Consider the following 12,189-nt stretch of genomic DNA (forward strand, 5'->3'; position numbering starts at 1 on the left):
TATATATATTTTTACTCATAAGAATGGAACTAGCGCAGTATTTACTGGGGGGGATTAACAATGCATAGGGATGAAACATCATTACATCCTGATACAGGTGTTACATCTGTAATGTTTGTTGAGCGTTCATTAAATGAAATTCGTTTTTGGTCTAGAATCATGAAGGAGCATTCTTTTTTTCTTCGCTTAGGGTTTAGATGTGAGGATACTCAACTAATTGAAGAGGCTAATCAATTTTATCGATTGTTTGAACATATCGAACAAATAGCGCATTCCTATACAAATGAAACAGATCCTGAGCAAATAAAAAGATTTAATTCAGAAGTACAACAAGCCGCAACTAATATTTGGGGATTTAAACGAAAAATTTTAGGATTAATTCTCACATGTAAATTGCCAGGACAAAATAACTTTCCGCTTTTAGTTGACCATACAAGTAGGGAAGCTGATTATTTTAGAAAACGTTTAATACAATTAAATGAAGGTAAATTAGATGCTCTTCCTGATGCTATTATTAAAGAAAATGTTTTCTTTTTAAGGATTATGGCAGACCATGCTAAATTTATTGGTCATCTTCTTGATCCATCGGAAAGAAAGCTTGTAGACACAGCACGGAATTTTAGCAATGATTTTGATGAATTGATGTATCAAGCAATTGACTTAGAATCTATGAAACCACAATCCCAAACAGTCCCTCTTTTAGATCAATTTTTAGATCAAAATCGTGTGTCGGTTACATCTCTTCGGGATTTTAAGAAAACAGCACGTGATTTAATTGAGCAATGTAAAATAAAGAGTATCATTCATCCATTATTAGCAGACCATGTTTTCCGTGAAGCTGATAGATTTCTTGAAATAATTGATATGTTTGATGTTCATCTTACAAATATTCAATCCCAACCTAGATATTAGAAGATAAGGAAAGATAATATTTTACTTTCAGCTGAGAAGTTAACAATTTATTGTTAGCTTCTTTTCTTTGTGAATAAAATTTCTTTTCATTTAGTAAATTTCCCTTCAAAGACTACATAAATCCCTTTGACCAAATATGTAATTCTCTGTAAAATGATATATATGGAAAGATTATGAATATACAGGAAATCTATGGATAGTAGATTCTAATAAATTATTCGGGGGGATTTATTAGTTAAGTATATTAACTTGTTTGCACTGAATTTTACACATAAAGGGGTATTAGTAATCATGAAAGCAAAGAAATTAGTAAGTTTAGCGTTACCAGTTATGTTATTGAGTGGTTGTATTACAATTGAAACTGATGGTAAGAAAGCTGAACCAAAGAAAGAAGAAACGCAAAAGGTAGAGAGAGAGAGTAAGGCTGCTGAAAAAGAGAGTAAGTCAACGGATAGCAAGAAAGAGGATAGCTTATCTGTAGCGAAAGGTGAAGATACAAACAGTAGTTCATCAAGTAGTCAACAAAGTTCTTCTTCAAATAATTCTACTTCTTCTAATTCTTCAACTGGTAAGGTAACTGGTTCAGATGTTGAAAGGTACAAGGCAGATATTATAAACAGTGCCACTCAAATTGAAGATACAATGAAATTAATTGAAGGAATAGCAGATTCAGACGTAAAATCATACAAACAAAAGAAAAGTGAAGTACAACTGAGTTTAGGTGGAGCAAAGGCAACCGCAACGAAATTGAAGAATCTACAAGCACCTCCTGAGTTACAAGGAGAACAGGCGAAGATAAAGCAGTCGATGGAACTGTATGCGGATTGTTTTCAACTTCTCTTTGATGCATTAGACCAAGAAGACGAGAGTAAAATGCATCAATCATTAAGTAAAGCACAAGAAGGCTCAAAACTGTTTGAAGAAGCAGCGAAGAGTATCGGTAGCAAAACTAACTAAGAATAAATTACTTAAAGGGGTATGAGGTATGAAAGTGAAAAAACTAATAGCTGCTGCAGTTCCAGTTGCCATATTATTAAGTGGTTGTGTTACAGTAAAAGATTCGGAAAATAAAGAAGAAAATAAAGAAGAAAAGACAGAAGAAACAAGTAAATCTAAGGCTGCTGAAACGAAAGAAAAATCAACTAATTCGAAAGAAGAAAGTAAAGATGTTCAAAAGGTTCGAGTTTTAGATGAAGATTATGCACAATATTTATTAGATATTGAACAGGATATGTTAAGACGATTTGATTACTATGATGCTTCTGTAAGAGATTTGAGAAATGGAAGTAAATCAAAAGCTGAGGTATTAGATAGTATTAAAGACATCTATAAAGTATTTGATAAGATAGAGAAGATTTACGCACCGCAAAAACATAAAGAAGAACAAAAAGAGATTGAAAAAGCGACAGGTAAACTAAGAGAAACATTCGGTGAAATAGAGAAGTTATTCAACGATAAAGGCTTCAGCTTAGAGACCGATAAGGAAATCTTAAATAAAGCAAATGCAAAACTAGAGGAAGCAAAACGTATTTGGAAACCTACATTCGATAAGTTAAGATCCGAGATAAAAGGTGATACAGCCACAGAAAAATCTACTAGTACAACAAGTAGTTCTATATCGACAAACCCAACTACTGATAGTCAGGCTCAAACAGATAAAAGCCAAGCTAAAACGGGGGTATTTGTAGGTACAGTTGGTACAAGTGAAGAGTTAGGAATTAGTTATGGAAACATGGAGAAGAACATCAAAGATGGGACTGAGATTATTGGTAACTGGGGTATTGATTACGGTAGTGGCATAAAAACTACGTTAGTACTAAAAGGTGATAAAACATTTGAGTCCTATGCGAACGGTTCTTATCCGAATAAAGATAACTACTTAACAGGAACATATGCGGTAGATGTTCCATCATTCCAGTTATCTTTAAAAGTAACAAAAGCAGTTAAAGACGGTCAAGAAGTAAAGCTAACAAATGATAGTATGATGTATAAATTACAAAACTATGATGGAAACACATTACAAATTTATCATATGGACGATAACGTTCGTATTCGTTATGCAAAACAATAAATAGTTGGCAAAAAACTCTGTAATAAATTTTACAGGGTTTTTTGTTAGTTCTAATTGTATTTCTTCATTAATTTCCCTGGCGCTATCCATATTAGTATAAGTTGAGAAATCAACAAAACGATTTTCTTTTTGGAGAATGATAAGGATTCGGTTTTATTATAATTAGGGGAGAGTGGATAACGTATTGTTATCCACTTTTTTTATTTCCTAAAATATATCAACGATTTTTTCAATATATCGACTTACTGACACAAAGCGACAATGTTAAGAAGCACGATTATTGTTCGGGAAATTATTATAGAAGAAAAGCATATGAAATCGACATGATACATAGCGTCATTTTTAGATGTAACGCACAAGTTGCACAACCTATGCAACGATAACTAGCTTTACTCTTCATCATTTATTTGACCATACTAGACATAGAGAGGTGATAAACACAGTATGATTTTTAGTGAACGTTTAAAAGAAGAAAGGGAAAAAAGAAATTGGTCGCAAAATGATTTGGCTGAAAAAATTCATGTAAGTAGGCAGTCTGTTTCGAAATGGGAGACGGGAAAGAACTATCCGAGCATTGAAATTATTATTCATTTAAGTGATCTGTTCGGTATTACAATTGATGAGTTATTGAGGAGTGATGAAGAGTTGACGCAAAAAGTAATTGAGGATAGTAAGCAATTAGCGTATCCGAAATGGAAGGTGTTTTTCGATAGTCTATTTATGATGGGCGTATTTTTATTTATTACAAAAATCGTTGTATGGGCGTTAAATAAGTTTGCAGGAGCAAGCATTACAATTGTCGCAGATGCACCATATGTAATGAATTTTTTACCGCTCCTATTAATGATTATAGGTGGTACGGTTTCTGATAAGTTGAAGAAAATATATAGATAAGAGAAAGATTTGTAAGAAATCCCCTACACTAGCTGTTCTTTTCACCCAAATTGTGTACTATAAAGGATAGATAGGAAGGGGACGTTTAGAATGGAATTTCATGAGCAAAAGATTTTGCCGGCAGTGAGGCAAATTAAAGATTTGGAGAAGCTATTACATAGTTCGTATGAGTATATTGTTATTTTAGATATTCATGTCGGTCAATTGAAGAGTGTTGTGTCGCTCGCGAAGCAGCATAATAAAAAAGTATTTTTACATGTGGATTTGATCCATGGATTACAAAGTGATGGGCATGCGACGGAGTTTTTATGCCAAGAATATAAACCGTACGGGTTATTATCGACAAAGGCGAGCGTAATTATGAAGGCGAAGCAAAAAGGTGTCGTCTCCATTCAACGCATCTTTTTAATTGATTCTAGCGCAATGGAAAAGAGCTGTAATTTGCTAGAAAAGACGAAGCCGGATTATATAGAGGTGCTTCCTGGTGCGTTAACGGGTGTCATTGCTGAGGTGAAAGAGCGTACAGGTGTACCAATTTTAGCAGGTGGTTTTATTCGAACGGTAGAAGACGTTGAAAGAGCGTTAAATGCTGGTGCGACAGCAATTACGACATCGAAAAAAGAACTATGGAAACATTACCAAAAAAAGTGACGAAAATGTGAAAAAATTCTGTTGACACCGCTTTCATTAAGGGTTAACATTATAGACAAGTTAATAAACGTGACGGAGAAAAGAAGAGATCCACATTTTATTGTTTCTATATATATTATATAGAAGCATGTAAGCTGTGGATCTTTTTCTTTTGAAAAAAACGAATGGCCATTCATTTTACCTCTATCACTTTTCGAAAGCATTTAAATTGATTGTGGAGGGATTTTATGTCAGCATTTTTAGGGGAATTAATAGGGACTGCATTGTTAATCTTACTTGGTGGCGGTGTTTGCGCTGGTGTAAGTTTAAAGAAATCGTTTGCGAAAGATTCTGGTTGGATTGTAATTACAATGGGTTGGGGTCTAGCGGTTGCTATGGCAGCGTATGCAGTTGGATCAATTAGTGGGGCACATTTGAATCCGGCTTTAACGATAGGACTTGCGTTTAAGGGAGCGTTCCCATGGAGTGATGTACCTATGTATATCGCAGCACAAATGATTGGGGCAATTATCGGGGCAGTTCTTGTATATTTACATTACTTACCACACTGGAAAGAAACAGAAGATCCAGGAACAAAGTTAGGTGTATTTGCAACAGGTCCAGCAATTCCGAACACATTTACAAACCTTTTAAGTGAAATGATTGGAACATTCGTTTTAGTATTTGGTATATTAGCAATTGGAGCAAATAAATTTGCAGATGGTTTAAATCCATTTATCGTTGGTTTCTTAATTGTAAGTATTGGTTTATCATTAGGTGGAACAACAGGATACGCAATCAACCCAGCTCGTGATTTAGGTCCGCGTATTGCACACTTCTTCCTTCCGATTGCAGGAAAGGGCGGTTCAAACTGGAAGTATGCATGGATCCCAGTAGTTGGTCCAATTTTAGGTGGATCACTTGCAGGATTATTCCATCAAGTTGTATTTGAAGGAAAACAAAATTCAGCACTTATTTATGTGATTATTACAACTGTGATTGTACTAGCAATCTCTTATATGACAAGTAAAAAAAGTGAAGCTACTACAAATAGTAGAAAAGTAGCATAGGGGGAAACTGATATGAAAAAATATATTCTTTCATTAGACCAAGGAACAACAAGCTCACGCGCAATTCTTTTCAATAAAGAAGGAAAAATCGTTCATTCAGCTCAAAAAGAGTTTACACAACATTTTCCAAAGCCAGGCTGGGTTGAGCATAATGCACAAGAAATTTGGGGATCTATTTTAGCAGTTATCGCAACTTGCTTAAGCGAAGCAGATGTGAAGCCAGAACAAATCGCTGGTATCGGTATTACGAACCAACGTGAAACAGCGGTTGTATGGGATAAAACGACTGGAAAACCAATTTATAACGCAATCGTATGGCAATCTCGTCAAACAGTTGAAATTTGTGATGAGTTAAAAGAAAAAGGTTATAGCGAGATGGTTCGCGAAAAAACAGGTCTTTTAATTGATGCATACTTCTCTGGTACGAAAGTAAAATGGATTTTAGATAACGTTGAAGGTGCAAGAGAAAAAGCAGAAAACGGCGAGTTATTATTCGGAACAATTGATACATGGCTTGTATGGAAATTGTCTGGCGGGAAAGCACACATAACAGATTACTCAAATGCATCACGCACATTAATGTTTAACATTCACGACTTACAGTGGGATGATGAGCTTCTAGACATGTTAACAGTACCAAAGAGCATGCTTCCAGAAGTACGTCAATCATCTGAAATATATGGAGAAACAATTGATTATCACTTCTTCGGTCAAAATGTACCGATCGCAGGTGTAGCTGGTGACCAGCAAGCAGCATTATTTGGACAAGCTTGTTTCGGTGAAGGTATGGCGAAGAACACTTACGGAACTGGTTGTTTCATGTTAATGAACACAGGCGAAAAAGCAGTAGCTTCTGAGCATGGCCTATTAACAACAATTGCATGGGGTTTAGATGGTAAAGTGAATTACGCATTAGAAGGAAGTATTTTCGTAGCTGGTTCTGCAATTCAGTGGTTACGTGACGGACTGCGTATGTTTAAAGATGCGAGCGAGAGCGAAGTGTACGCTAGCCGTGTTGAATCAACTGAAGGTGTATACATAGTACCGGCATTCGTAGGACTAGGTACACCGTATTGGGATAGTGAAGTACGCGGCGCTATGTTTGGTGTAACACGCGGTACGACGAAAGAGCATTTCATTCGTGCAACGCTAGAATCTTTAGCATACCAAACGAAAGATGTACTATGCGCAATGGAAGCAGATTCAGGTATTGAACTAAATACATTACGCGTTGATGGCGGGGCAGTTAAGAATAACTTCTTAATGAAGTTCCAAAGTGATATTTTAGACGTTCCTGTAGAGCGTCCAGTGATCAATGAAACGACAGCTTTAGGTGCAGCATACTTAGCTGGTCTTGCGGTTGGATACTGGAAAAACCAAGATGAAATTAAAGCACAGTGGCATATGGACAAACGCTTTGAACCAACGATGGAAGCGGAAACAAGCGAAGAGCTATATGCTGGATGGAAAAAAGCAATTGAAGCAACTAAAGCTTTCAAATAATCATAAACAGTGTTATAATGATGACAAGTTAATAATTCGGTAGGAGATTTGGAGAGACCACAACACGCTATAGAGGCGAAATCTATAGCGGAGCTTGTGGTCTCTTTTTTCGTTATCAAAGGGAGGAATTACCATGAAATTTTCAAGTAAACAACGTAAAGACGTATTAAATGGAGTAAATAAACAAGAGTTAGATGTGATCGTAATTGGTGGAGGTATTACTGGTTCTGGTATTGCATTAGATGGGGCAACACGCGGTTTATCAACGATTGTGTTTGAAATGCAGGACTTTGCAGCAGGTACATCAAGTCGTTCAACGAAACTTGTACACGGTGGTTTACGTTATTTAAAACAACTTGAAGTGAAAATGGTAGCAGAGGTGGGGAAAGAGCGTGCGATCGTATATGAGAACGGTCCCCATGTAACAACACCGGAGTGGATGTTACTTCCGTTCCATACAGGCGGCACGTTCGGGTCATTCAGTACATCAATTGGTCTTCGTGTATACGACTTTCTAGCAGGTGTAAAACGAAGCGAGCGCAGAAAGATGTTTAACCGTGAAGAAACGCTAAATAAAGAGCCTCTTGTAAAACAAGAAGGATTAAAAGGCGGCGGTTACTACGTAGAATATCGTACAGACGATGCGCGTCTTACAATTGAAGTAATGAAAGAAGCGATTGAACATGGTGCGAAAGCTGTTAACTACGCAAAAGTAGACAGTTTCTTATATAAAGATGGAAAAGTATGCGGTGTACGTGTAATCGATTTACTAGACGGAGAAGTGTATGAAGTTTACGGTAAGAAAATTGTAAACGCAGCTGGTCCTTGGGTAGATACACTTCGTGAAAAAGATAACTCTAAAAAAGGGAAAGTACTTCAGTTATCAAAAGGTGTGCATTTAGTAATTGACCAAAAACGTTTCCCATTAGGGCAAGCAATTTACTTTGATACACCAGATAAACGTATGGTGTTCGCGATTCCTCGCGAAGGAAAAACGTACGTAGGTACAACAGATACGTTCTATGATAAAGACGCAGCTGTACCGCACATGACAACAGAAGATCGCACATATATCATTAATGCGATTAATTACATGTTCCCAAGCGTGAAAATTACAGAAAAAGATGTGGAATCAAGCTGGGCGGGTGTACGTCCGCTAATTTATGAAGAAGGTAAGAATGCATCTGAAATTTCTCGTAAAGATGAAATTTGGACTTCTGAATCTGGTTTAATTACAATCGCGGGCGGTAAATTAACAGGATACCGCAAAATGGCTGAAATGGTAGTAGACTACGTAACGAATCTATTACAAAAAGAAGGCCATAGCGCATATAAGAAGAGCGATACGAAACATATGCCAATCTCTGGTGGTCATGTAAGTGGTTCACACGGATTCCCAGCATTTGTTGCGAAAAAAGCAGGCGAAGGTACGAAATATGGTTTAACGACAGCACAAGCGGAAAAATTCGCGAAATTCTACGGCTCTAACGTTGACGTACTGTTTGACTTAGCGAAAAAACATAAAGACGAAGCGAAAGAATACAACATGCCGCTAGACGTTCTAATCCCGCTTGTATACGCAATGGATTACGAAATGACAGCGAAACCAGTTGACTTCTTCGTACGCCGCAGAGGCGCTGTATTCTTCAACATCCACTGGGTATATGAGTGGAAAGAAGCAGTAATCAACTACATGGCTGCGAAACTAGGCTGGAGCAAAGAAGAGCAAATGAAATACACAGCTGAATTAGAAAAAGCATTAACAGACGCTGTAATTCCTGTAGATCAACAAGAGCAGGCAGCTGCGTTAGCTTAAAAATAAACCGCGTGAGGGAGAGCCCTCGTGCGGTTTTTTGTTTTATTATATTTGTATAGAGTGTACTGAAATTAACTGAGTGTAGATTTTTGTTGCTTAACAGGATATGAATACGAAAGGTATAATAAGTATTATTATACCGTTTGAATAACTTAACAATTGTAGTAGTGTATTGGAGTTGAAATGAATCAATTTATTAATTTGCTTCTACAGTTAGGATTTATTGAGCAGGATTAATTTAAAGAGGTGAATGGAATGAATACTAATGTTCAAAAAGAGTTAAATCAATTAGTAGATAAAATGACTTCCTCTCTTTCTGATGTTAATAAAATTATTTTATTTGGGTCTCATGCTTACGGTATGCCTAATGAGGATAGTGATTTTGATTTGTGTGTAGTGGTTGATGGTATTGGTAAGAGGAAAAGAGAAGCCTTAAAGAAATTGAATTTAAGTATATTCGATGTAATGAAAACACCAGTCGATTTACTTGTTTACGGTTCTGAAGAATTTAATGAGCGTTCTGGTAATCCTGTAACAATGGAATACAAGATTGCTGAAGAAGGTAAGGTATTGTATGAAAAATTTCAGTGAGGCAAATTTATGGTTTGAAATTGCAGATTCAGATCTTAGAGCTTCTAATCATTTATTGTCTTTAATACCTATTAATTTTGCAATTATCTGTTATCATTGTCAACAGTGTGCTGAGAAATATCTAAAGGGGTATTTAACGTTTAAAGGAACTCATCCGTCTAAAACGCATAATTCATTGCTGTTAGTAAAGGAATGTGCTGAATTTAATATGGAGTTCAATGATTTAATAGATGATTGTGCAGAGTTAAATAGTTATGCGATTGAAGTCAGATATCCTTATTTTGAAGAACTTAATAAAACAGACGTATCGCAAGCTATAAAAAGTGCGGGGAATATTAAAAGTTTTGTTTTAGAAAAAATTAAATAGTAGAGGATGAACAAAACGGTATGGACATTTCCAACCGTTTTTTTTATGAATTTATAAAACTTTTCCATACAGTGCGTCGTCTAATAAATGGGAAGGAGGAAATGATGTGGATGAATTAACGGTAGAAGCGTTTGAAATAGAAGATAAGGAACTCCTTATCGATGAAATAATGAACAAGTATGGACAAGAAGTCTTACAGCTTGTGTATTCATATGTGAATAATAAAGAAGTCGCTGAGGATTTAACGCAAGATATATTTGTGAAATGTTATAAATCTCTTCATACATACAAAGGGAAATCGAATGTGAAAACGTGGTTATGGAGAATTGCGATTAATCAATGTAAGGACCACATAAAAAGTTGGTATAACAAAAAGGTGATCGTGACAGAGGATGAAGCTGCTTATATTAGGGTTCAAAATGATAGTGTCGAACAAACTGTTATTCAAAATGCGAAGGACCGTGAACTGGCTTCTGCAGTAATGAATTTACCGATAAAATATCGAGAAGTCATTTATCTATTTTATTATGAAGAACTATCAATTAAAGAGATTGCTATTGTAATAGAAGTGAAAGAAAACACGATAAAAACGAGACTGAAAAAAGCGAAGGAGCTTTTGAAGAAAGGATTGGAGGAATAATCAAATGGAAGATCAATTAAAAGGCCTGCGAAAATCAATGGAGAATACAACGTTTAAACATTTGAGTTTTTCTGATCAACATCGAAAGCAGGTGCGAGAAAAAATCAATGCTTCAAACGAAAAGGAAGAGGACATCTCTTTAGCGATTTTACAACTCCTCAGTCATGAAAAAACAGGATACGAATTGTCACAGTTACTAAGAGGGAGAGGGATTCGGAAATTCGAAGGAAATGAAGGGTTTTTATATACCGTATTACATCGTCTAGAACAGAATCGTTTTATCCAATCAAGTTGGGATCATTCTGGAGCGAAATATTATCAATTAAATGATAAGGGAAGAAAGATGCTGCGAAAGGCAGAAAAAAATGCTACGAAGGTACAATTTATATTAAAAGGCTTAGTACAGGAGTGAGGCGAAATTGAATAAAAAAGGGGAGCGTTTTGTAAGCGAAGTTACGAATCATATTAAATCAAAAGAAGCAAAGAGCTTTGTAGCAACTGAACTAGACTTTCACTTAAAACAGGCGAAGAACACATGGACAGAAAAAGGATTAAGTGAGGAAGTTGCTGAAAATAAGGCTGTTGAACAAATGGGAAGTCCGATCAAGCTTGGCAGGGAACTTAACAAACTTCATAAGCCGAAGATTGATTGGTTCATTATTAGTTTATTAGTGATTGCTATGGGATTAGGGTTTTTGCCACTAGTAGCTCTTGGACATACGAATGATTTACTAATAAAAAAGGTGATTTTTGTTATTCTCGGCATTGCAACAGCTTTTGGGATGATGCTGATTGATTATCGGAAATTAGAGAGACTTGGATGGCTGTTTTATACAATCGGAGCACTTATTCTGTTAATGATAAAATGTTTTCCGAATGCTTTCATGAATGGAGAAGCGTTAATACAAATTGGTCCCATCAAAATTGGATGTTTAATGGCAGTACCATTCTTTCTGTTAGCTTGGGCTTCTTTTTTTAATAACAGTAGATTAAAGGTAAGGCACCTTCTGATTTTGTACTTATTTTCTTTGTATTTATTTTTAACTGTATCGGTTCTTGCGCCAATTTTCATCTATGTCACGATGGTATTCGTTATGCTTTGGTGGAGTAAGTTAGGAAAGAAAAAGGCATTGATTATTACAATTGTACCAATTTGTTTATTTATTATCAGAGTATTCTATTCCTGGTCCTCAGTAAAAGAATACCGGATGGCCAGAATTTTAGGGTATTTAAGTCCAGAGCGTAATGCGGATGGTCCAGGATTTATGTATATGCGTTTAAAAGAGGTAATGTCGTCAGCAGGTTGGTTTGGTACATATGGAAATGTAAAGTCTATCCCTGCTGCACATACTGATTTTGTATTTGCTAGTTTGACTTATTATTATGGATATGTGCTTGCGCTAATCCTTGTCTTGATTCTTTCTCTTTTTGTAGCAAGGATAATGGTCATATCTTATAAAATAAATGATGGTTATGGTAAATTGCTTCTCGTTGGCGGAGTGACTCTTTTTGTAGTCCAGTTCATTTATAACGTTGGCATGATCATAGGATTATTACCGATTGCTTCTATATCATTACCTTTTATTAGTTATGGATTAACACCAACTTTATTTCATGCGCTTTTAATGGGGATTGTGCTGAGTGTATATCGACGTAAAGATATGTCATTTAGAATGAAAAAAACACCTTGATGAT

At 35.9% G+C, this 12,189-nt stretch carries 13 protein-coding genes; all 13 read left to right on the forward strand.

Annotation, left to right across the window (positions count from 1 at the left end):
• Window positions 1-60: 60 nt before the first annotated feature.
• Window positions 61-912 (forward strand): DUF2935 domain-containing protein, encoded by an 852-nt coding sequence (locus NSQ08_RS03835; RefSeq protein ID WP_000554485.1) that lies wholly within the window; start codon window positions 61-63, stop codon window positions 910-912.
• A gap of 291 nt (window positions 913-1,203) precedes the next feature.
• Window positions 1,204-1,869 (forward strand): DUF7018 domain-containing (lipo)protein, encoded by a 666-nt coding sequence (locus tag NSQ08_RS03840; protein WP_340771730.1) that lies wholly within the window; start codon window positions 1,204-1,206, stop codon window positions 1,867-1,869.
• A gap of 28 nt (window positions 1,870-1,897) precedes the next feature.
• Window positions 1,898-2,983 carry a DUF3994 domain-containing protein gene (locus NSQ08_RS03845; protein WP_340771733.1) on the forward strand — a complete coding sequence of 362 codons (1,086 nt, stop codon included), beginning with the start codon at window positions 1,898-1,900 and terminating at the stop codon, window positions 2,981-2,983.
• Window positions 2,984-3,427: 444 nt separating this feature from the next.
• The gene (locus NSQ08_RS03850) at window positions 3,428-3,877 is read left to right on the forward strand and encodes a helix-turn-helix domain-containing protein (RefSeq protein WP_002087188.1); all 450 of its coding nucleotides are present in this window, start codon (window positions 3,428-3,430) and stop codon (window positions 3,875-3,877) included.
• A 90-nt stretch (window positions 3,878-3,967) separates the two neighbouring features.
• Window positions 3,968-4,528: a glycerol uptake operon antiterminator GlpP gene (glpP, locus tag NSQ08_RS03855; protein ID WP_000394293.1), complete on the forward strand. Its 561-nt coding sequence runs from the start codon at window positions 3,968-3,970 to the stop codon at window positions 4,526-4,528.
• A 227-nt stretch (window positions 4,529-4,755) separates the two neighbouring features.
• A complete protein-coding gene (glpF, locus tag NSQ08_RS03860; protein ID WP_002134791.1) occupies window positions 4,756-5,577 on the forward strand; it encodes a glycerol uptake facilitator protein GlpF in 822 nt (273 codons plus the stop codon).
• Window positions 5,578-5,589: 12 nt separating this feature from the next.
• Window positions 5,590-7,080 (forward strand): glycerol kinase GlpK, encoded by a 1,491-nt coding sequence (gene glpK, locus NSQ08_RS03865; protein ID WP_002011107.1) that lies wholly within the window; start codon window positions 5,590-5,592, stop codon window positions 7,078-7,080.
• Between the two features lie 133 nt (window positions 7,081-7,213).
• Window positions 7,214-8,896 carry an aerobic glycerol-3-phosphate dehydrogenase gene (gene glpD, locus NSQ08_RS03870; RefSeq protein WP_002134793.1) on the forward strand — a complete coding sequence of 561 codons (1,683 nt, stop codon included), beginning with the start codon at window positions 7,214-7,216 and terminating at the stop codon, window positions 8,894-8,896.
• Between the two features lie 255 nt (window positions 8,897-9,151).
• On the forward strand, window positions 9,152-9,487 hold the full coding sequence (locus NSQ08_RS03875) for a nucleotidyltransferase domain-containing protein (RefSeq protein ID WP_002087180.1): 336 nt from the start codon (window positions 9,152-9,154) through the stop codon (window positions 9,485-9,487).
• Window positions 9,471-9,854: a HEPN domain-containing protein gene (locus tag NSQ08_RS03880; RefSeq protein WP_113769069.1), complete on the forward strand. Its 384-nt coding sequence runs from the start codon at window positions 9,471-9,473 to the stop codon at window positions 9,852-9,854. Before NSQ08_RS03875 ends, NSQ08_RS03880 begins: the two co-directional genes overlap by 17 nt.
• 106 nt (window positions 9,855-9,960) lie before the next feature.
• Window positions 9,961-10,494, forward strand: a complete 534-nt coding sequence (locus NSQ08_RS03885; protein ID WP_340771753.1) for a sigma-70 family RNA polymerase sigma factor — start codon at window positions 9,961-9,963, stop codon at window positions 10,492-10,494.
• Window positions 10,495-10,498: 4 nt separating this feature from the next.
• Window positions 10,499-10,906 (forward strand): PadR family transcriptional regulator, encoded by a 408-nt coding sequence (locus tag NSQ08_RS03890; RefSeq protein ID WP_340771757.1) that lies wholly within the window; start codon window positions 10,499-10,501, stop codon window positions 10,904-10,906.
• A gap of 7 nt (window positions 10,907-10,913) precedes the next feature.
• On the forward strand, window positions 10,914-12,185 hold the full coding sequence (locus NSQ08_RS03895; protein WP_340771760.1) for an FtsW/RodA/SpoVE family cell cycle protein: 1,272 nt from the start codon (window positions 10,914-10,916) through the stop codon (window positions 12,183-12,185).
• The last annotated feature ends 4 nt before the right edge of the window (window positions 12,186-12,189 follow it).

It is taken from the genome of Bacillus sp. FSL E2-8887 (assembly GCF_038007205.1).
In the GTDB taxonomy this organism is placed as follows: domain Bacteria; phylum Bacillota; class Bacilli; order Bacillales; family Bacillaceae_G; genus Bacillus_A; species Bacillus_A mycoides.